General features: G+C 64.2%; 17 protein-coding genes and 1 pseudogene. 1 reads left to right on the top strand and 17 read right to left on the bottom strand.

The features are described 5' to 3' along the window. Positions 1–51: 51 nt before the first annotated feature. From ahpF to YQ44_RS27625, 4 genes are all read right to left on the bottom strand, one after another. A complete protein-coding gene (gene ahpF / locus YQ44_RS27640) occupies positions 52–1,647 on the bottom strand; it encodes an alkyl hydroperoxide reductase subunit F (RefSeq protein WP_071326100.1) in 1,596 nt (531 codons plus the stop codon). A gap of 106 nt (positions 1,648–1,753) precedes the next feature. After that, positions 1,754–2,317, bottom strand: a complete 564-nt coding sequence (gene ahpC, locus YQ44_RS27635) for an alkyl hydroperoxide reductase subunit C (protein ID WP_071326099.1) — start codon at positions 2,315–2,317, stop codon at positions 1,754–1,756. Positions 2,318–2,518: 201 nt separating this feature from the next. Next, a complete protein-coding gene (locus YQ44_RS27630; protein ID WP_071326098.1) occupies positions 2,519–2,911 on the bottom strand; it encodes a DUF3597 domain-containing protein in 393 nt (130 codons plus the stop codon). A gap of 171 nt (positions 2,912–3,082) precedes the next feature. Continuing rightward, positions 3,083–5,836, bottom strand: a complete 2,754-nt coding sequence (locus YQ44_RS27625) for an EAL domain-containing protein (protein WP_232251011.1) — start codon at positions 5,834–5,836, stop codon at positions 3,083–3,085. On the opposite strand from YQ44_RS27625, the gene YQ44_RS29635 reads away from it, so the two are divergent. Continuing rightward, entirely contained in the window at positions 5,835–5,981 is a 147-nt protein-coding gene (locus YQ44_RS29635) for a hypothetical protein (protein ID WP_232251010.1), read from the top strand. The genes YQ44_RS27625 and YQ44_RS29635 overlap by 2 nt on opposite strands. A gap of 94 nt (positions 5,982–6,075) precedes the next feature. On the opposite strand, the gene rbsD is transcribed toward YQ44_RS29635, so the two are convergent. The 13 genes and pseudogenes from rbsD to YQ44_RS27560 all read right to left on the bottom strand — a co-directional run bounded on the left by rbsD (position 6,076) and on the right by YQ44_RS27560 (position 20,044). Next, a complete protein-coding gene (gene rbsD / locus YQ44_RS27620; RefSeq protein ID WP_071326096.1) occupies positions 6,076–6,468 on the bottom strand; it encodes a D-ribose pyranase in 393 nt (130 codons plus the stop codon). 4 nt (positions 6,469–6,472) lie between these two features. Beyond that, the gene (rbsK, locus tag YQ44_RS27615; RefSeq protein WP_071326095.1) at positions 6,473–7,387 is read right to left on the bottom strand and encodes a ribokinase; all 915 of its coding nucleotides are present in this window, start codon (positions 7,385–7,387) and stop codon (positions 6,473–6,475) included. Then, the gene (locus YQ44_RS27610) at positions 7,384–8,433 is read right to left on the bottom strand and encodes a LacI family DNA-binding transcriptional regulator (RefSeq protein WP_071326094.1); all 1,050 of its coding nucleotides are present in this window, start codon (positions 8,431–8,433) and stop codon (positions 7,384–7,386) included. Before YQ44_RS27610 ends, rbsK begins: the two co-directional genes overlap by 4 nt. A 21-nt stretch (positions 8,434–8,454) precedes the next feature. Further along, positions 8,455–9,426, bottom strand: coding sequence for an ABC transporter permease (locus YQ44_RS27605; RefSeq protein WP_071326093.1), 972 nt, complete (start codon positions 9,424–9,426; stop codon positions 8,455–8,457). A gap of 18 nt (positions 9,427–9,444) precedes the next feature. Beyond that, positions 9,445–10,995 carry a sugar ABC transporter ATP-binding protein gene (locus YQ44_RS27600; protein ID WP_071326092.1) on the bottom strand — a complete coding sequence of 517 codons (1,551 nt, stop codon included), beginning with the start codon at positions 10,993–10,995 and terminating at the stop codon, positions 9,445–9,447. 85 nt (positions 10,996–11,080) lie between these two features. Next, entirely contained in the window at positions 11,081–12,040 is a 960-nt protein-coding gene (locus YQ44_RS27595) for a sugar ABC transporter substrate-binding protein (RefSeq protein ID WP_071326091.1), read from the bottom strand. A 208-nt stretch (positions 12,041–12,248) separates the two neighbouring features. Then, positions 12,249–13,130: an EamA family transporter gene (locus YQ44_RS27590; protein ID WP_071326090.1), complete on the bottom strand. Its 882-nt coding sequence runs from the start codon at positions 13,128–13,130 to the stop codon at positions 12,249–12,251. A gap of 152 nt (positions 13,131–13,282) precedes the next feature. Continuing rightward, positions 13,283–14,314 (bottom strand): hypothetical protein, encoded by a 1,032-nt coding sequence (locus YQ44_RS27585; protein WP_156894990.1) that lies wholly within the window; start codon positions 14,312–14,314, stop codon positions 13,283–13,285. A gap of 83 nt (positions 14,315–14,397) precedes the next feature. Next, complete coding sequence (locus YQ44_RS27580; protein ID WP_071326088.1) at positions 14,398–15,528, bottom strand: hypothetical protein; 1,131 nt, start codon at positions 15,526–15,528, stop codon at positions 14,398–14,400. Between the two features lie 75 nt (positions 15,529–15,603). Then, positions 15,604–16,329 (bottom strand): hypothetical protein, encoded by a 726-nt coding sequence (locus YQ44_RS27575; protein WP_156894989.1) that lies wholly within the window; start codon positions 16,327–16,329, stop codon positions 15,604–15,606. Positions 16,330–16,378: 49 nt separating this feature from the next. Further along, entirely contained in the window at positions 16,379–16,882 is a 504-nt protein-coding gene (locus YQ44_RS29630; protein ID WP_156894988.1) for a hypothetical protein, read from the bottom strand. 510 nt (positions 16,883–17,392) lie between these two features. Further along, positions 17,393–17,488, bottom strand: a pseudogene (locus YQ44_RS29800) (zinc-ribbon domain-containing protein); the annotation flags it as partial. A gap of 294 nt (positions 17,489–17,782) precedes the next feature. Beyond that, entirely contained in the window at positions 17,783–20,044 is a 2,262-nt protein-coding gene (locus YQ44_RS27560; RefSeq protein WP_071326084.1) for a YgiQ family radical SAM protein, read from the bottom strand. Positions 20,045–20,245 lie beyond the last annotated feature (201 nt).

Below are 20,245 nucleotides of genomic sequence, written 5' to 3'. Positions count from 1 at the left end.
AGGGCCTCGCGGTCCTTCCGGTTTTTTTGATCCAGCGCAACGTTAAAACGCTTACGCCGTCAGTGCTTCTTTCGCTGCAGACTCTTCAACCACTTCCTCGTCGTCCGAGCGGATCAGGTGGTCAAAGGCGGACAGGGCTGCCTTCGCGCCTTCGCCGGTGGCGATGATGATCTGCTTGTACGGCACCGTGGTGACGTCGCCGGCCGCGAACACGCCGGGGATCGAGGTCTGGCCGCGGGCATCGACTTCGATTTCGCCGTGGCGCGACAGGGCCAGGGTGCCTTTCAGCCACTCCGTGTTCGGCACCAGGCCGATCTGCACGAAGACGCCTTCCAGTTCGACCTTTTTCGACTCGCCGCTGATGCGGTCCGTGTAGCTGAGGCCATTGACGATCTTGCCGTCGCCGTGGATCTCGGTCGTCTGCGCCGAGGTGATCACGGTCACGTTGGGCAGGCTGTGCAGCTTGCGTTGCAGCACCGCATCGGCACGCAGTTCCGCGCCGAACTCGATCAGGGTCACGTGTTTCACGAGGCCGGCCAGGTCGATCGCCGCTTCCACGCCCGAGTTGCCGCCGCCGATCACGGCCACGCGCTTGCCCTTGAACAAGGGACCGTCGCAGTGCGGGCAGTAGGCGACACCGTGGTTGCGGTATTCCTTCTCGCCCGGCACGTTGATTTCGCGCCAGCGGGCGCCGGTGGCCAAAATCACGGTCTTGGCTTTCAGGACGGCGCCATTCGCCGTTTCAATCTCGACCAGCTTGCCCGGCGTCAACTTCGTCGCGCGCTGGGTGTTCATGATGTCGACCTCGTACTCCTTGACATGCTGTTCCAGCGCCATGGCGAACTTGGGACCGTCCGTTTCCTTGACGGAAATAAAATTCTCGATGGCCAGGGTATCGAGCACCTGGCCGCCGAAACGCTCGGCCAGCACGCCCGTCTTGATGCCCTTGCGGGCCGCATAGATGGCCGCTGCCGCGCCGGCAGGGCCGCCGCCGACGATCAGCACGTCGAACACGTCTTTCTTGTTCAGCGCTTCGGCCTGACGGGCGCCGGCGTTGGTGTCGAGCTTGGCGAGGATTTCCTCGACATTCGTGCGTCCCTGGCCGAAATGCTCGCCATTCAGGAACATCATCGGCACGGCCATGATCTGGCGTTCTTCCACTTCTTTCGGGAACACGCCGCCGTCGATGGTGGTGACCTTGATGCGCGGGTTGATCACCGACATCGCATTGAGCGCCTGCACCACTTCCGGGCAGTTATGGCAGCTCAGCGAAATAAACGTTTCAAAGACATAGTCGCCGTCGAGGTTGCGGATCTGCTCGATCACGGCATCGTCGAACTTGATGGTGTGGCCGCCCACTTGCAGCAGCGCCAGCACCAGCGACGTGAATTCATGGCCCAGCGGCACACCGGCGAAACGCACGCCGATGTCGGAGCCTGTACGGTTGATGCTGAACGACGGGGTCCGTACGCCAGCGTCAATGCGCTCGACCAGCGTGATCTTGTCGCTCAACAGGACTATCTCCTGGAGCAATTCCTTCATCTCGCGGGCTTTTGCGCTGTCATCGAGAGAAGCGACCAGCTCAAGCGGATACACCACTTTTTCCAGGTAGGATTTCAGTTGGGTTTTGAGGGTTGCGTCTAACATGATTTTTTCCTTTTCTACAAATATTTAGGCGAATGCCGGGCCGGACACCCGGTCCGGCATCGCGGTAACTACTTGTTTGCTGCTAGATGTTTCAAAGCTTCAAAACTTAGATCTTGCCAACCAGGTCCAGCGATGGGGTCAGCGTTGCTGCGCCTTCCGTCCATTTTGCCGGGCATACTTCGCCTGGGTGGCTCGCCACGTACTGGGCGGCTTTGACTTTGCGCAGCAGTTCTGCAGCGTCACGGCCGATGCCGTTGTCATGCACTTCCAGCACTTTGATGAAGCCGTCCGGATTGATGACGAAGGTACCGCGCAGTGCCAGGCCTTCTTCTTCGATCATGACTTCGAAGTTGCGCGACAGGGCGCCGGTTGGGTCGCCGATCAGTGCGTATTGCACTTTCTTGATCGCATCCGAGGTGTCGTGCCATGCTTTGTGCGCGAAGTGGGTATCGGTCGAGATACCGTACACATCGACGCCCAGTTTCTGGAATTCAGCGTGGTGATCGGCCAGATCTTCCAGTTCGGTTGGGCAAACGAAGGTGAAGTCGGCTGGGTAGAACACGAATACCGACCACTTGCCTTTCAGCGACGCTTCCGTCAGGTCGACGAACTTGCCATTGTGGTATGCGGTTGCCTTGAATGGTTTAACTTGGGTATTGATGAGCGACATAGTCATTTCCTCTCGTGTGGTGAATCAGTAAGACTCTAGTGTAAGGGGTTTTAACCCATATGCAAAATTGATTGTCACAATAGTTTCAATTGGTTTTAGCTATCATGACACTATGGGAACTCCATCATAGGCAGTTCCCACAGGATTGAATAGCGGCAGCGAGATATTCCTGCTGCCGCCAGGTGTGCAGTTCTTAGTTCTTCAGCTCTTCAGCTCTTCCGGGACTTTTCCGCCGTTTTCCGCCAGCTTGATCATCACCTGGCGGTGCAGCCAGATATTCATGCTGGCCGAATCATTGGTATCGCCCGTGAAATGCAGCTCTTGCGCCAGTTCCTTGCGCGACGCCAGGCTGCTGTCGAGTTGCAACAGCTTCATCAGGTCGACGATGGATGTGCGCCAATTGAGTTTTTCCGCATTCTTGCTGGCCAGGTCGACCAGCACCACTTCCACGTCCACCACGGGCACGGCGGCGGCCGGGGCGGCCGCAGGAGCGCTCGCTGCCGGTGCCTCGGTAGCGGCGGCCGGCGTGGCAGCCGGGGCGGCATCGGACGAATGGTGGAAGATCTTGTTGTAGATATTGCTGAAAATGCCCATGAGTACACCTCGAGTTGGAGTGAATGGAAGAAAATTTGCCTGCGCAACCGGTCGATGACCGGTGACAGCTGAAGCCGGGCGCAGGCGCCAGCGTATCGAGTATAAGCCTGTTCCCGCCGCGAGCCCTGTCCCGCAGGCCTGGCTGGCATGTGCTGGCGCGACGCTCCCATTTCAAGGGGGCAAGGGCCGCTGCGCGTGCAGCAGCGCATCGAACGCTTCGATGGTCAGGGGCGGGGCGAACAGATAGCCTTGCGCATAGTCGCAGCCTATGTCATGCAGCAACGTCCGCTGCGCCGCCGTTTCCACCCCTTCGGCGATGACCCGCATGCCCAGCTTGTGCGCCACGCTGACGATGGCTTCGCACAAGGCCAGCTCGCTGGCGCCCGGTGCCAGCTTGCGTATCATGGCGCCGTCGATCTTCAGGTAATCGATGCCGCACTGCTGCAATTGCGTCAGCGATGCATGGCCGCTGCCAAAATCGTCGAGGGCGATCTGCACGCCCGCATCGCGCAAATGCTGGAGCCGCTGCGCCATGCCGCTGCCGGCGCCGCTGCCCGTTCCCAGCAGCGCATCCTCGCGCATGTCGAGCACGATGGCCGAGACCGGCACGTCGAGCGCCATCAGCTGGCGCAGCCAGGTGCCGGGCGCTTCCGCCTCGCGCTGCAACTCCAGCGGCGACAGGTTCAGGCACAGCTGCAAGCCCGTCTGCCCGATGGCGTGGCCGTCCGCGCGCCAGCGCAGCAACTGCGCGGCCGCCGCGCGCAGCACCCAGTCGCCGATTTCCACGATCAGGCCGCTGCTTTCGGCCAGCGCGAGAAAGTCGGGCGGGTACACGAGGCCCCGTTGCGGATGGTTCCAGCGCAGCAAGGCTTCCGCCTTGTCGATGCGGCCGCTGTGCAGCGCGACGATGGGCTGGTAATACAGCTGCATCTGCTGCTCGCGCAGGGCCGTGCGCAAGTCCGCGCCCAGGCGCATGCGGTTGACGGCCGCCACCTGCAGGGCCGGCGTGAAATAGCTGTAGCGGTTGCGCCCGGCGCCTTTCGACACATACATGGCCTGGTCCGCATGCTTGAGCAAGTCTTCGATATTGCCCGCGTCGTCCGGATACAGGGTGATGCCGATCGAGGCCGAGACGAACGCCTGCTCCTGCCCCAGCAGGAACGGCGCCAGCAAGCCGTCGAGTATCTGCCGCGCGATGCGGTCGACTTGCTGCAAGTCATCGAGGTCGGACAGGATCACCGTGAATTCGTCGCCGCCCAGGCGCGCCACCGTATCCGTCTCGCGCACGCCGACGCGGATGCGCCGCGCCGCCTCGATCAGCAGGATGTCGCCCTGGTGATGACCAAGCGTATCGTTGACTTCCTTGAAGTGGTCGAGGTCGATGAACAGGATGGCCACGCGGCTCGTGTCGCGCCGTCCCTGCGCCAGCGCCAGGCGCAGGCGCTCGTGGAACATGCGGCGGTTCGGCAATTGCGTGAGGGTATCGAAATTGGCTTGCTGCCAGATCAGCGCTTCCGACTGCCGCTTGTCCGTCACGTCTTCCAGCATGCACAGATGGTGCGGACCGCCGTGGCGCGCCGTCTCGATGGCCGTCACGGAGGCGTCGACCCACACCACGCCGCCATCGGGGCGCACGATGCGCTTCGAGTGGCGAAAGCCGCTCAGGCGCCGCGCCAGCAGCTGCGCCACCTGCTCCTGCTCGCCCGCCACATCGTCGGGATGGCTGATTTCCATCCAGCTCGATTTCTTCATATGCTCGAGGCTGCGCCCGGCGATGGCCAGATAGCGTGGATTGATATCGAGAAACTGTCCGCTCAGGGTATCGATCAGGGCGATGCCCATGGGTGCTTCCTCGAACATCGTGCGAAAACGCAACTCCCCCTGGCGGATGGTTTCCTCCGTGCGGCGGCGCTCGCGTGCCAAGTTGCTGAAGTGAAACGCTGCCGAGACGGCCAGCAGGCTGCCGGCCACGCCCAGCGACAGGTACAGCCAGCCCAGGTCGGCGCCAGGCACGGGGCGGTACAGGAAGCCGCGGTAGGCGGCGCTGGCCGTCGCGTCCGGCGCCAGCAAGCCCATGGCCGCGTAGGTATCGGCGATGTGCTGCCAGCGCTGGGGATTCATGTAGCCGAGTTCCACCAGCACGGGCTGCAGCAGCAGCTCCATCTGCTGCGCCTCGTACAGCAGGTGCGCGCTGTCGTGGCGCTGGCTGTATTTGGCATGGATCAACTGCGCCATTTCCTCGCGATGGGCCATCGCGTATTGCCAGCCGCGCAGGCTGGCCGCGCGGAACGCTCTCACCCGCTCGGGATGGCGGCGCAGTTCATGCTCGCTGGTAAACAGGTTGTCGCCATAGAAATCGATGCCGGCCGTGCGCGGCGTGAACTGGTAGTAGGGAAAGCCGGCCCGGTCCAGATAGTCGGGCTCGTTGGTGGAATAGGCGGCAATCGCATCGACCTTGCCGTCGATCAAGTCCTCGACCCGGTAACTGGGCGGCAAATGCCGCATCTGCTGCGGCGCGACGCCCATTTTCTTCAGGAACAGCGACACTTCATCGGAAGCGGACGCCACATCGGCAGGCGCGCCTATCATCACGGGGGCGCCCGCCAGCCGGTGCACATCGGGCGCACCGCCATGCTGGCGCATCAGCAGCACGCTGGGCGAATGCTGGAACACCACGGCCAGCACCACCACGGGCTTGCCGGCCAGGCGGCTGAGCAACAGCGTGCTGTTGCCCACGCCATATTCGGCCTGGCCCGCCAGCACGGCCGTCTCGGCGCGCCGGCCGTCACCGCCTTCGACCAGGGTCACGTCGAGGCCCGCCTCGCGGTAATAGCCCTGCTCGATGGCCGCGTAATAGCCGGCAAACTGGAATTGGTGCGTGAAATTGAGCTGCAGGACGACGCGCTCCAGCGCATGGACCGGCATGGCGCAGCAATACAAGCAGGCGAGAAAAAGCAGCCAGGCGAGCGCGCGCCTGCCTGTACGCGGCGGCAAGGGGGAACGGCAAGCGCGCAATGCTTCCATCGGCATGGCAGTCAACCATCAGGAAACTGCCGGGCAGGCAGGATAAGCCTATTGTAGCCGTCCCTTTTGCCAATGGATAATTATTTCACTGGCAGCAAGATCGTTGATGTTTTTGGCAAACAATCTCACACTTCTTTGCGCTAAAACACGACGCCAGCCACCAGGATGACGTTGGCATACGGACTGCATTCGCCCGTGCGCACGATGGCGCGCGCGCCCTTGCACAGCTGCTTGAACTCCTCGTGCGTCACCTGGCGCGCATCGGGCAAGCCGAGCGCCGCCACCTGGGCCGCCATGGCCGGATTGTGCTGCGGCAGTTCGCTGGCGAGCAAATGGTATTCCACTTGCATTTCGCTCAGCACCGTCTGCACGGTGTCGATGAAGCCGGGAATGCCGCGCGTCAGGGCCAGGTCGATCAGCGGCACGCCAGGCTGCGACGGCAAGCCCGCGTCGCCGATGACGAGCATGTCGCCATGACCGAGCGAAGCGATCAGTTGCGACAACGCAATATTGAGCAGCGGTGATTTTTTCATGGTCTCAGAACAGCTCGTGCAGGTAAGGGATCGACGTTTGCGCGCCGGGCTTGGTGACGCTCCAGGCGGCAGCGCGCTGGCCCTGGCCGATCGCTTCCGCCTCGTCCATGCCAGACGCCAGGCCCGCGACGAAACCGCCGATGAAGGTGTCGCCGGCGGCCGTCGTATCGACGGCTTGCACGGCTTCGGCCGGGAACATGGTGTCGCCGCCATACAGGGCCGCGTGCACGCCCTTGTTACCGAGGGTGATGATGACGTTGTCGCTGCCCTGCTTTTGCAGCGCGGCCGCCAGCGCGGGAATGTCGATGGCGGACTCGGGACTCACGCCGGCCAGCATGGCCGCTTCGATTTCATTCGGGATCAGGTAATCGACCAGGTCCAGCACGCCTTCCGGCAGGCTGGCGGCCGGCGCCGGATTCAGCACGATGGTCTTGCCCAGCGAGCGGGCCAGCTTGATCGCATGCACGACGGTGGCCATCGGCGTTTCCAGCTGCAGCACGACGATGTCGGCCTGTTCGATCAAGCCTTGCGCCGCGTCAATGTGCGCGGGGCTCAATAAATCATTGGCGCCGCCGGCGATGACGATGCTGTTCTGGCCGTTGTCATCGACGAGTATCGAGGCGATGCCGGATGCCACGCCCGGCAAGGTGCTGATGTGGCTATCGATGATGCCATCGCCCACCAGCGCCGCGCGCAGGGTGGCGCCGAAGGCGTCGTCGCCCACGCAAGCGACCATGGCCACTTGCTGGCCGCCCGCCTCGACCTTGCCGCTCATGCGCGCGCAGGCGACGGCCTGGTTGGCGCCCTTGCCGCCAGGAATGGTTCGAAAAGCGCCGCCCGTCAGGGTTTCGCCGGGGAGGGGCATGCGCGGCACGCGCAAGACCAGGTCCATATTGATGCTGCCGATAACCACGATCATGATGTCATTCCCATCAGTTCAGTTGCAGGTAAAGAAAAAGGTACTGGCGTGGCCGCCACGCTGGAGCCGCGCACGTGCAGCTCGGGGGCGATGCTGCGCTGCTGACGCGGCAAGCCGGGTTCGGCGATGCGCGCCAGCAGGCAGGCGGCCGTGATGTGGCCCAGCTCGCGCGTGTTTTGCGCCACGCTGGTCAGGGCCGGATGCACGAAGCTGGCCAGGTCGATATCGTCGAAGCCGACGACGGCCAGTTCTCCGGGCACGGCAATGCCGCGCTCGGCGGCGGCACGCAGGGCGCCAAACGCCATCAAGTCATTGCAGCAAAACAGGGCGTCCGGGCGCTGGCCTGGCGGCAGCGCCAGCAAGCCGAGCGCGGCCGCATAACCGCCCGCGCTGCTAAAGTCGCTATGCAGGCACAGGGCCGATTCCAGCACCGCACCCGCCTCCGCCATGGCGCCGCGTGCGCCAGCGATGCGCTCGTTGGAAATGCTCACTTCGCGGGGTCCGGCGATGCAGGCGATGCGCCGGCGTCCCAGGTCCAGCAGGTGGCGCGCGGCCAGGGCACCGCCGGCGCGGTTGTCGACGGCCACGGCGTCGATGGCCAAGTCGCTGGGGGCGCGGTCGAGCAGCACGGCCGGGACCTTCATCTTGCGCAGCAGTTCGCCATCGCTGTCGGCCAGCGCGGACAGGATCAGGCCGTCGCAGCGCTTGGTCAGCAGCACGTTCAGGTAATCGCGCTGCTTGACGGGATCGTCATCGGAATTGCACAAGATCACGCTGTAGCCGGCCGCGTAGCAGCTGTCTTCGATGCCGCGCGCCACTTCCGAAAAATACGGGTTCGTATTGTTGGGGATGATGAGGCCGATGGTGCCCGTGCTGCGGCTGCGCAGGGAACGCGCCAGCGCGCTGGGCACGTAATGCAATTGTTCCGCCGCCGCCAGCACGGCGCGGCGCGCCTCGTCGCTGACGGGGCGGGTATTGTTGAGGACGTGCGAGACGGTGGTAAACGACACCCCCGCCGCCTGCGCCACTTGCTTGATGGTTGCCATGGGACGCGCTTTCTGCCGCGATTAGGCGCGCTCGCCGCGGCGGCGGTAGGTGTCGAGCACCACGGCGGCGACGATCACCAGGCCCGTGACGATGCGTTTCACCGGTTCCGACACACCCACCTGCGCCAGGCCCGCTTCCAGCACGGAAATGATCAGCACGCCGATAAACGTGCTGATGACGGAACCGCGTCCGCCCATCAGGCTCGTGCCGCCGATCACCACGGCGGCGATCACCTGCAATTCCATGCCGACGCCGCCGTTCGGGTCGGCCGCTTCCAGGCGCGACACCTGGAACAGGGCGCCGATGCCGGCCAGCAAACCCATCAAGGCAAACACGAGCACTTTCGACGGCTTCGTGTTGATGCCGGACAAGCGCACGGCTTCTTCATTCGTGCCGATGCCGATCCAGTGGCGTCCCAGCACCGTGCGCGTAAGCACCAGGTGGCCGATGACGACGATGGCGATCGAGGCGATGAAGGCGGGCGACAGGCCGAAGGCGATGGGCGAGCTGATGCCTTCGACGGCGCTGCCGATGTATTCCGTGCGCGAGTTGGTGACTTGATACGCCAATCCCCGTGCCATTTCCAGCACGCCCAGCGAAACGATGAACGAGGGGATGCGCCAGCCGACGGAAATCAGGCCCGTGGTGGCGCCGCACAGGGCGGCGACGAACATGCCCAGCAGGGCCGCGCTCCACACGGGCCAGCCCCAGTGCACGACGGCCAGCGACAGCACGGAGGCGGCCAGCGCCATGACGGAGCCGACCGACAGGTCGATGCCGCCGATGATCAGCACGAAGGTCATGCCGACGGCCATCACCACCAGGGTCGGGATGTTGTTCGACAGGGTGCTGAGGGTGGCCAGCGTGAAGAAGTTTTCGCTGGCGAACGAGAACAGCACGCACATGGCCAGCAGGGCGCCGATCAGGCCCGCATAGTTTTTCAGGTCGGCCAGGCTGCGCTGCAGATACGAAGGAGAGGAGTTGGTGGTCATGGGAATCTTTCCGGCGGATCAGGCCGCAGCTGGAGTGGAAGTAGGAGTCAAATAGCCGGAGAAGGCGGCCGACAGCAGCGCGTCCTGGCTCCAGGCGCCGCGCTCGAAGGTGTCGACGATGCTGCCCGCGCTCATGACGGCGATGCGGTCGCAGATCAGCATCAGTTCGCGCAAGTCGCTCGACACGATGACGAGGCCCTTGCCCTGGCGTGCCTGTTCGGCCAGCACCTGATAAATATCAAACTTGGCGCCGATATCGATGCCGCGCGTGGGTTCATCGAACAGCATGACGGGGCAGTCGCGGTACAGCCAGCGGGCGATCACCACCTTTTGCTGGTTGCCGCCAGAGAGCTCGGCCACCGTTTGCGCGCTGTTGCGCGAGCGGATGCCCAGGCGCTGGATATAGTCGTCGGCCACCGACGCTTCGGCCGCGTCATTGAGCCAGCCGGCGCCACTGACGGAGTCGAGCGACGCCAGGGTCGTGTTGACGGCGATGGATTGGCGCAGCAACAAGCCCTGTCCCTTGCGGTCTTCCGTGATCATGGCGATGCCGGCTTTCACTGCCGCCTGCGGCGAGTGCAAGGCGGCGGGCACCTCGCTGTCGCCAAGGTACACGGCACCGGCGTCGGCGCGGTCGGCGCCGAAGATCAAACGCAGCAATTCCGTGCGGCCCGAGCCGATCAGGCCGGCGATGCCGAGGATTTCGCCCGCGCGCAAGTCGAACGAGGTGGGGTGGACCACCTTGCCGCGCGCCAGGCCGCGCACGCGCAGCAGCGGCGCGCCGATGGTGCGCCCGCTCAGGTCGACGGCGTCGTCGGCCGAACGGCCCACCATCAGGCTGACCAGGTCGGCGGCGGAATGGCCCGCGATGTCGTCGTCGCACACGAGCTGGCCATCGCGCAGCACGGCGATGCGGTCGGCCACGCGCTTGAGTTCTTCCAGGCGGTGCGAAATATAGATGATGCACACGCCTTCGGCCTTCAGGCGCTCGATCTGCAGGAACAGCAATTCCACTTCGCGGTGCGTCAGCATGGCCGTCGGTTCATCCAGCACCAGCAAGCGGCAGGAACCGATCAGGTTGCGCGCGATCTCGATCATCTGCTGGTGACCGATGCCGAGCGCACCGACGAGTGTCCACGGGTCGAGTCCGCCCAAGCCCACTTTTTCCATCTGCTCGCGCGCATCGCGCTCGAGGCGGGCGCGGTCGATGAAGCCGAAGCGCTGCGGCAGGTTTTTCAAGTACAGGTTTTCCGCGATCGACAGGGTGGGAATCAGATTGAGTTCCTGCATCACCATGCGGATGCCCAGCGCCTCGGCGGCGCCGCGCGAGGCGGGCTGGTAAGGCTTGCCGTCGAGCAGCATGGTGCCCGTGGTGGCTTGCTCCAGGCCGCAGATGATCTTCGACAAGGTACTCTTGCCGGCGCCATTTTCTCCCGTCAGCGCCAGCACCTGGCCAGGGGCGAAGCGCAGGGCCACGCCGCCCAGCACGGGGCCGACATAGGACTTGCCGATATTATCGAGCGTTAACAAGGGGATGGCGGCTGGCGCCGGGGGGATGTCGGTAGGCATGATAAAACTCCGCGATGGTGGCGGCGGGGCCGGCGCCACCTACTCGCATGAGTAGGCAGGCGCCGGCCCCGGCGGGATCAGACGATCAGGACTGGGCGCCCTTGGCGACCAGTTCGACCTTGGTTTCGATGACGCCACCGAGCTCGGCCTGTTTCTTCTTCTGCGCCAGCGCTTTCAGCACGGTGTCGATGCCGAACACGGCTTGCTGCGAACCGAACTGGTCGGCGGTAGCCAGCACGCGGCCATCGGCCAGCATCGGCTTGATGGCGTTGATGTTGTCGTAGCCGACGACGAGGACCTTGCCCGTCTTGCCGGCCGCCTTGATGGCGGAAATGGCGCCGATGGCCATGTTGTCGTTACCGCACAGCAAAGCCTTGATATTCGGGTTGGCATTCAGCATGGCGGCCGCCACCGTGTTGGCGGGGGCGATTTCCCACTGGCCCGACTGCACGCTGACGACTTTTGCACCGGCCGCGTTCATGGCGTCCTGGAAGCCCAGGGTGCGCTGCTGCGCGTTATACGTGGTGGACACGCCTTCGATGATGCCGACCGGGTCGCCCTTCTTGATCTGCTTGGCCAGGTAATCGCCGACCACCTTGGCGCCCTTGCGGTTGTCCGGGCCGACGAACGGCACGGTGATGCCCTTCTCTTTCAAGGCGCCCGCGTCGAGCTTGTTGTCGATATTGACGACGATGATGCCCGCGTCGATGGCTTTCTTCAGCACCGGCACCAGCGCTTTCGAATCGGCCGGCGCGATCACCAGCGCGTTCACGCGCGAGACGATCATCTGCTCGACCAGCTTGATCTGGCTCGACGTATCCGTTTCATCCTTGATGCCGTTCGACAGCAGGTCGTACTTGGCGGCATTCGCCTTCTGGTGCGCCTTGGCGCCGTTTTCCATGGTCAGGAAGAATTCATTGGCGAGCGACTTCATCACCAGCGCCACCTTCGGTTTGGCAGGTGTCTGCGCCATCGCCGGCACGGCGGGCAAGGCACACACCAGGACAGCGGCGGCAATCATTTTCAGGCGAATACGGGATGTCATGAGCGTCTCCAGAGTTGTTGGTCAAGCACGTCTACATCATGCTTTTGTGGAATTTCACGGCGCGCAAACGTTTGCGCGAAGCGAATAGTGCCTCAATGCCCCATTCCAGTGCAAGCAAAACTGTATGTGCGGTGCAGCAAAAAGACGACGCCCAGAGGGAAGCGAACAGGCTGATGGCATCAGCCTGTTGCGGAGCATTGCGCAAAAATCAGCGCGTAGTTGCGGATTGGGCGCTGGCCCACTGCACGGCCAGCACACTGGCCAGCACCAGCAGCAAGCCCAGCATCGACCAGCCCGTCATGGCCTGGCCCAGCAGGGCCCAGCCCAGCACGACGGCCATCAGGGGGCTGAGCAATCCCAGCGAGGACACGGCCACGGGCGACAGGCGGGCGATGCCGCGAAACCACAGCGCGTAGGCCAGCAAGGCGCCGGCCAGGCACAGGTAAGCGTAAGCCAGCACTTGCTGCAGCGACAAGGCCGGCAACGCAGGATCGGCCAGCCAGGCGACGGGGGCCAGCATCAGGCCGCCCAGCAGCAATTGCCAGCCCGTCAGCGCCAGCACGGGCAAGTCCGGCTTCCAGCGCCGCGTCAGATAGGTGCCGGCCGCCATGCAGGCCGTGCCGCCCAGCGCGGCGGCAATCCCCACCGGTTCCCACACCGTGCGCGGCGACAACAATAAAACGCCCATGCCGGCCACGCCCAGCACGCTGGCCAGCAGGGCCAGGCGGGCCGGACGGCGTCCTTCCACGCCCCAGGCCAGGCCCATCACCAGCAGCGGCTGGATGGCGCCCACCACGGCCGCCAGGCCACCGGGCAAGCGGTAGGCGGCCACAAACAGCAGGGCCTGGAAGACGCCGATATTCAGCGCGGACAATATCAGCACCCTGCCCCAGTCGCGCCGCGCCGGCAGGCGCCGCATGACGAGCAGCAGCAACAAGCCGGCCGGCAAGACGCGGATCAGCGCCGCCGTGAAGGGACGGTCGGGCGGCAGCAGTTCGGATGTGACGATGTACGTGGATCCCCAGATCAGGGGCGCCAGCGCCGTGAGCACGATATCGCCCCAGGCGGGGCGGGCAGGAGCAGAGGTCATACGACTATCTCGACATTAAGATAATTCAGTGTGGATGCAAACTATCTTGATGTCAAGATAAATACCCGCCCAGCGCAATGCCGGCATGAAAAAAGCCCGGCATCGCCGGGCTCTGGGACGGTGCAAGGCAGCAAGCTGCCGCGCCGGAATGCTTAATCGCGCACGCGCTGCAGGGTTCCCACGCGCATGCCGCCAAGGCTGACCTGCGCCGTGTTGTTATTGTTGCTCAGGCTAATCCGCATGACCGTTCCGCCCGCGCCTTCCGGCGCCAGCGTCACGACATTGCCTTCGGTGGTAAACGTGCCCTTGGTCACCTTGCCATTTTCGATGACGCTGTCACGCGTAAATTCCAGGACATTGCCCCTCGGCGCCTGCCATTTTCCCACCAGCGGGTGGCCGCCAAAGCTGAACACGCTTTTCAGCTTGTCCAGCATGCCCGCACCCTGCACGGCCGGCGACTGTCCGATGGCGGCGGCCATGGCCATGGCCGCCTGGTTCAGCTGCACGCGGTCCGTGACTTGCCACTGCTTGTCGACCAGCGCCAGCGGCAGCTGCACTTCGAGGTCGCCGTGCGGCAGGCGTTCCAGGATCAGCGCGCGGTCCGCCGACTTGGCAAGCCACGCCGCCTCATCGGTCAAGGCCAGCTTGGCCGTGGCCATCGCCACCTGCTGGCCGCCCAGCTCGCGCACCTGCTCGTAGCCGCTGACACTGGCCACTTTCACGCCCTTGGCCACGCACAGCTTGTCGCCGCGCAAGGCCGCCTTGCCGGGGGCGGCCAGCGTGTAGACAAACTGCGATTGCGCGATCCAGCCGCCGCTGCTCTGCTCGACGGGACCTGTGTACAGCTCGCTACGCACGAGCGCATCGAGCCATTGCCGCGTGGAACTGTCGTACGACGCCACGCGGATTTCTTCCTTCTGGTACGGCAAGTTGGACAGGCACAGCAGCTTGTCGCGCGCCGCCTCGTCCGCCGCCAGGTGGGCGTCGATGGCGCGGCTGAAACTGCCAGCCGATGCCGCCTCGGGCGCCAGCAGCCACGCCAGGGCGCCGCCGGCCACGACGACGACCGCCAGCACGCCGCCGGCGAGGATGAGGTGGCGCCGCTTCACGCCGGACAGTGCCGGCGCCGGCGTCGGCACCTGCGCCGCTGCAGGCGACGATGCTGGCGCCGGCGCGGTGTTCACGGCGTTGCCGCACTCATCGCAGAAACGCGCGTCGGGCGTGTGGGCGGTGCCGCACTTTTTACAGAATTGCGCCATGGTCAGCCTTACTTGAGTTTATGCGCGCATTCGCCGCAGAACGCATCGTCGGCCGCGACCGGCGCCTTGCAGCTCGGGCATTGCAAGCCTTCGGCCGCAGGAGCGGCGGCGGCTGCCGGTGCAGCTGGCGTGGCGGGCGTGGCCGCCTGCTCGGCCAGGGCGCGCGCGCGTTCACGCGCTTCCTCGGCTTTTTTCTTGACCGTGGCCAGGCCGTCGTTCAGGCTCGCTTCGGAAGCGCTGAAATCGACATTGCGCGTGGCGTTCAGGTAAATGATGCACACGCCCTTGGTGAAGATCAGGCCCGGCACGACGGCCGCTGCCGCCATCAGCAAGCCGCCGCCGAGACCGGCTGCGATGAGATAGCCGGAACCGGAGCCGCCGCGACCCAGGCCCGCAGCCAGCGCATACATATTCATCTCGCCCAGGCTGAGGATGCCAGCCGACATACCGCTGGTCAGCGACACGCCCGTGCCCAGCACGCCAAAGATCAGCAGCGCCGTAAACGCGGTGATCAGGAACAGCAGCACTTCCAGCAAGATCACCGACACCAGCTTGGTGCGCACGATCAGGTTCAGGCGGGCAATGATCTGGAACACGGTGGCGCCCGACCAGGCGGCAGGGCCGGCCAGCGGCAGCATCACGTAGAACAGCGCGAACACCAGCACGCCCAGCACGATGGCCGAGAGGGGGAAGACAACCGTGTACAGCACGGGACCGAGCACGGGAATCTTGCACACAAACAAGATGATGGCGATGACGATCATGGCCGCCAGCACGATGAGGAATTCGATGATGAAGACGGCGATCAGGCGGTGGCTCGTGTACAGCGAGACGAGCACGGCATCAACCAGGCTCATGCCAGGCTGGCCCTGCGCATCGCGCATCAGCATGATGCCGACGGCGTTGGAGCCGTAAAACATCACGAGGAAGGCCATCAAGCCGCCCAGGAAAGCCAGCACGACACTACTCATGCTGCCGGCGAGCATTGTCAGGACGCCGCCGACGAGCACGGCGCCGATGAAGGTCAGGGCCAGCAGGGCAATCGCGCGGAAGTTCTTGATGGCATCGGTCGCTTCGATCAGCGAACCGAGGGCGGAGGAAAACGGCAGGGGTTGATGTGCTTCGTTGGAAATGGTCATGTAAGGCCTGGATGGGGTGAATCGGGATAGGGCGGCCAGCCTGGCCGCCCGTGGCAATCAGTTTTGACGGCGAGCTTAGTACGCGCGCGCCAGCTGCAGCTCCGCTGCAGGCGTTTGGCGCTGGACGATCTGCAACTTGACGTCCTGGCCGCCAACGCGCTTGTTATTCAGGTACAGGGCCGTGCGGACGGGATAAATGCCCTGTGGCACGCCTTCCGGCATGGGAATCGAGAAGCCGCCCTTGTAGGCGCCGCTGCCGTTGTTGCTGCTGACCACCTTGCGCACGGTTTTGATCAAGTCGCCATTTGGCTTGTACAGGCTCAATTCCTCTTCCACCAGCGGGTTCGGATCGCGCGTGCCGGCGGCCACTTCGATATACGAATTGGTCTGCGCCTTCTGGCCCGGACGCACGGAGGCCGGCGTAAAGCCCGTTTCGTATTTCACCAGGGTCGACTGCTCAGGCAGCTTGCCCTTGTTGGCTACCTTGTAATCGCTCTGCACCTGCTGCGCCGTCTTGACTTGCTGGCTTTGATAATTCAAGGCCACGCAGGCAAGCGCGCCCAGGCTGGCGCCCAGGGCCGCGCCGCGCACCGTGTTGTTGCCGCCGCCCAGCAAGCCGCCGACGACGGCGCCGATGCCGGCCAGCATGGCCGTATTGCATTCGCCGCTGGCCGCTTCCGTGCCTGCGGTGGTGGTATTGCCGGTGGCGCCAGGGCCGCCCGGCGCGGCGCAACCGGCCAGCATCGAGGATACGACCAGCATCGCCACCAGGGGCTTGGCCATTTGTTTCAAGTTTTTCACGTTATTCTCCGGAAAGATCAAAATAGGAATGGAAGGCAAGGCGCGCGGCTTACTCGATCTGGATTTGCGACAGCGCCTTGTCTTGCGCCTCTTTCGCCTTGCGCTTGATGTCGAGCGCGTAGCGGTTGCCCGTGTCCATGCGCAGCACGGCATTCGCGTTGGCGATGGCGCAGTCATACTTGCGTTGGCTCATGCAGTGGCTCGCTTCCGACAGGCTGTCCGTGATCACGCCTTCGAGACCGGACGGCTTGCTGGCAGGCGCGGCCGGCGGTGCCACCTTGACGGGTTTGACGGGCTTTTCCACGACGGGCACCGGTGCTGGCGCCGGCAGCGGCGCGGGCGCGGGGACTGGTACAGGGGCGGAAACCGGGACTGGCGCCGGCGCCGGTTCGGCCACGGCGGGCGTCGCGGCAGGCTCGGCCGCCGTGACGCCATCGAGGGCCTGATCGCTGATGTCCAGCGGCGCCTCCGCCACTGGCGCCGCGTCCGTGGTGGCCAGCGCCGCCGGAACAGCGTCCGCCGCAGGCACTGATGCGGACGGGATGCCTGACATGTAGTAATAAGCACCGGCAGCGGCGGCCAGCACCAACGCCGCAGCGGCGACAGCGATCAGCTTGCTACGCTTGCCGTCAGCGGGCGCAGATTCAGGCGCAGGTTCAGGCAGCGCTTCAGGCTCAGGTACGGGCGCAGGCACGCGTACTGCCTCAGGTGCAGGTTCTGGCTCCGGTGCGTGAACAGGCTCGGCAATGCGCTTCTCCAGCGCGGGAGGCGGCGGCGACTTGCTCAGGCTCAGGGGCACGGCGACCGGCGCCAGCACTTCGGCGACGGTTTCCGGAACGGTTTCCGGAGCGGTTTCCGGAGCGGTTTCCGCAACCGGCTCCATCACCGGCCCGATAGCGGGCTCAGAAGCTGGCGTGAAGACAGGTTCGGGCAGCGGCGGCGGCACGGATGCAGCGGCGGGCGGCGCGGCCACGGCAGGCGCGGCAACGCCAAAACTGAACGCGCACCTGGGGCAGAACTTGGCGTCCGGCTTGCAGTCATGGCCGCACTGGCCACAGGATTTGCCCTGCACGGGCACGGCAGCGGCAAACGTCGTGCCGCAGGAAGAACAGAATTTGGCGCCCGGCTTATTCTCGGCCTGGCAGGAAAGGCATTTCAATTGGCATCTCTTTTCATATAAACGCTGGAGCCGCCTGCATTCGGCGATTGCCAGAATTACAGCTTTGTTGCCGTACGGCTAAATATTCAGCGAGTATATTTTCAAACCACTAGTTGCCACAAGGGAAAATTGCCTTTTGCTCTATCCAATTTTTAAATATTGGTAAAAAATTTTCCCGCCTGCCATGCACGTCCGGGTCGGCGCGGCGCATAAAAAAACCCGGCAACGCAGGCTGCGTTGCCGGGTTGTGCATCGTCCGGCGCCAGGATCGGCGCGGAATGCCTGACTTGCGACCTACTTGCGACCGCCGCGCGCCTGCGCGCCATGGCCGCCCTTGGCCGGTGGCTTGCTGCCACGGCCCATCGGCACGGCGGCCGGCTTGGCCTTGGTCTTGATGGTCGACAGGATCGATGGACGCACTTTCGACTCGACAGCCGTGGCCTTTGGCGCGGCCGCCGTGCCGCCCAGGGCGATGCGGCTCTTGCCTGGCGCCACCTTGAACTTGTCCGGCGTGCCGGCGCCATGCGTCTGGCGGCTGCGTTCGCCAGCAGCCAGGCCGCCCGACTCCGACGACGTCCAGGCGGGGATCAGATGCTTGTCGCCATTGCCGATCAGGTCGCCACGGCCCATGTTCACCAGCGCTTCGCGCAGGATCGGCCAGTTGGCCGGGTCCTGGTAGCGCAGGAAGGCTTTATGCGTGCGGCGGATCTTGCCGCTGCGCGCCGTTTCCACCACTTCCGAGTCGGCCGTGACCTTGCGCAGCGGATTCTTGCGCGTGTGGTACATCGTCGTGGCCATGGCCATCGGCGTGGGCATGAAGGTTTGCACCTGGTCCAGCTTGAAATTGTTTTTCTTCAGCCACAGGGCCAGGTTCAGCATGTCCACGTCCGTCGTGCCCGGGTGGGCGGCGATGAAGTACGGAATCAGGTATTGCTTCTTGCCCGCTTCCAAGGAGAAACGGTCGAACATTTCCTTGAATTCATCGTAGGCGCCGATGCCGGGCTTCATCATCTTCGACAAGGTGCCCTCTTCCGTGTGCTCGGGCGCGATCTTCAGCAAGCCGCCGACGTGGTGCGTCACCAGTTCCTTCACATACTCGGGCGAACGCACGGCCAGGTCGTAGCGCAAGCCCGAGCTGATCAGCACTTTCTTGATGCCCGGAATGGCACGCGCCTTGCGGTACAGCGAGATCAGCTTGCTGTGGTCCGTGCCCAGGTTGACGCAGATGGACGGGTAGACGCAGGACAGGCGGCGGCACGAGACTTCGATCTCTTTTTCCTTGCACGCCAGGCGGTACATATTCGCCGTCGGGCCACCCATATCGGAAATGGTGCCCGTAAAGCCTTTGGTTTTATCGCGGATATGCTCAATCTCGCGCAAAATCGACGGTTCCGAACGGCTCTGGATGATGCGGCCTTCGTGCTCGGTGATCGAGCAGAAGGTGCAGCCGCCGAAGCAGCCGCGCATGATGTTGACGGAGAAGCGTATCATTTCCCAGGCCGGGATATGCGCCTTGCCATAGCTCGGGTGCGGCGCGCGCGCGTAATTCATGTCGTACACGCCATCCATCTCGTCCATGGCCAGCGGCAGCGGCGGCGGATTGAGCCACACGTCGCGTTCGCCGTGCGCCTGCACCATGGCGCGTGCATTGCCGGGATTCGATTCCAGGTGGAACACGCGCGAAGCGTGCGCATACATGACGGGGTCATCCTTGACGACGTCGTAGGCGGGCAGGCGCACCACCGTCTTGTCGTGCTTTTCCTTGGCCATGGCCAGGCGCTCTTCGCGGCTCATGATGCGGATCGGCTTGATGACCTCGGCCGATTTCGACGCGTTTTCCGTGGCGCAGGCGGTCTTGTCTTCCTGCACCATCTCGTACGGGCTGTAGTGTGGATCGATCTTGCCTGGCACGTCGACGCGGGTGGAATTGTGCACGCCCCAGTCGTCGCCAGGCAGCCAGCCGGACGGCACCATGAAGGCCGTGCCGCGCAAGTCGCGGATATCCTTGATGTGTTCGCCAGCGGCCAGGCGGTGCGTAAGGTCGACCAGCGCCCGCTCGGCATTGCCGAAGATCAACAAATCGGCCTTGGAATCGGGCAAGACGGAACGGCGGACCTTGTCCGACCAGTAATCGTAATGGGCGATGCGGCGCAGCGATGCTTCGATGCTGCCGATGACGATGGGCACGTCGGGGTACGCTTCGCGCGCGCGCTGGGCGTACACGGTGACGGCGCGGTCCGGGCGCTTGTTCGGTTCCGCGTTGGCCGTGTAGGCGTCGTCGGAGCGGATCTTGCGGTCGGCCGTGTACTGGTTGACCATCGAGTCCATGTTGCCGGCGGTAATGCCGTAGTACAGGCGCGGCTTGCCGAGGATGCGGAAGGCGTCGGCCGACAGCCAGTCCGGCTGGCTGATGATGCCGACGCGATAGCCCTGCGCTTCGAGCAGGCGGCCGACCAGGGCCATGCCGAAGCTCGGATGGTCGATGTAGGCGTCGCCCGTGACGAGGATGACGTCGCACTGGTCCCAGCCCAGCGCGTCCATCTCGGCGCGCGACATCGGCAGGAAAGGCGCAACGGCAGCGCGGGCAGACCGCTTGGGAACGGTCGCAAATAAATTGGTAGGGGAGCTCATAGGGTACGGATTGTACCGGAATTGGCCATTTCCAACCTGACGGCCTGCTTTTTACTGTTGGATTTCAGTACAAAAAACGTTTATTTTTCAATCACTTGGGGAATTCCCATTGGGAAATTGTAACTG

This window comes from Janthinobacterium sp. 1_2014MBL_MicDiv (assembly GCF_001865675.1).
Classification (GTDB): Bacteria; Pseudomonadota; Gammaproteobacteria; order Burkholderiales; family Burkholderiaceae_D; genus Janthinobacterium.
This window is presented reverse-complemented; position numbering and strand designations above follow the sequence as displayed.

What these genes read in the sequence shown, in the direction of transcription:
- YQ44_RS27590 (WP_071326090.1), bottom strand. Translation starts at nt 13,130, where the DNA reads ATGACCTCTGCTCCTGCCCGCCCCGCCTGGGGCGATATCGTGCTCACG.
- YQ44_RS27630 (WP_071326098.1), bottom strand. Translation starts at nt 2,911, where the DNA reads ATGGGCATTTTCAGCAATATCTACAACAAGATCTTCCACCATTCGTCC.
- YQ44_RS27600 (WP_071326092.1), bottom strand. Translation starts at nt 10,995, where the DNA reads ATGCCTACCGACATCCCCCCGGCGCCAGCCGCCATCCCCTTGTTAACG.
- YQ44_RS27605 (WP_071326093.1), bottom strand. Translation starts at nt 9,426, where the DNA reads ATGACCACCAACTCCTCTCCTTCGTATCTGCAGCGCAGCCTGGCCGAC.
- YQ44_RS29635 (WP_232251010.1), top strand. Translation starts at nt 5,835, where the DNA reads ATGGCGCAGCAATACAAGCAGGCGAGAAAAAGCAGCCAGGCGAGCGCG.
- rbsK (WP_071326095.1), bottom strand. Translation starts at nt 7,387, where the DNA reads ATGATCGTGGTTATCGGCAGCATCAATATGGACCTGGTCTTGCGCGTG.
- YQ44_RS27580 (WP_071326088.1), bottom strand. Translation starts at nt 15,528, where the DNA reads ATGACCATTTCCAACGAAGCACATCAACCCCTGCCGTTTTCCTCCGCC.
- rbsD (WP_071326096.1), bottom strand. Translation starts at nt 6,468, where the DNA reads ATGAAAAAATCACCGCTGCTCAATATTGCGTTGTCGCAACTGATCGCT.
- ahpF (WP_071326100.1), bottom strand. Translation starts at nt 1,647, where the DNA reads ATGTTAGACGCAACCCTCAAAACCCAACTGAAATCCTACCTGGAAAAA.
- ahpC (WP_071326099.1), bottom strand. Translation starts at nt 2,317, where the DNA reads ATGTCGCTCATCAATACCCAAGTTAAACCATTCAAGGCAACCGCATAC.
- YQ44_RS27560 (WP_071326084.1), bottom strand. Translation starts at nt 20,044, where the DNA reads ATGTCGCGCGCCGAGATGGACGCGCTGGGCTGGGACCAGTGCGACGTC.
- YQ44_RS27610 (WP_071326094.1), bottom strand. Translation starts at nt 8,433, where the DNA reads ATGGCAACCATCAAGCAAGTGGCGCAGGCGGCGGGGGTGTCGTTTACC.
- YQ44_RS27595 (WP_071326091.1), bottom strand. Translation starts at nt 12,040, where the DNA reads ATGACATCCCGTATTCGCCTGAAAATGATTGCCGCCGCTGTCCTGGTG.
- YQ44_RS29630 (WP_156894988.1), bottom strand. Translation starts at nt 16,882, where the DNA reads ATGTCAGGCATCCCGTCCGCATCAGTGCCTGCGGCGGACGCTGTTCCG.
- YQ44_RS27625 (WP_232251011.1), bottom strand. Translation starts at nt 5,836, where the DNA reads ATGCCGGTCCATGCGCTGGAGCGCGTCGTCCTGCAGCTCAATTTCACG.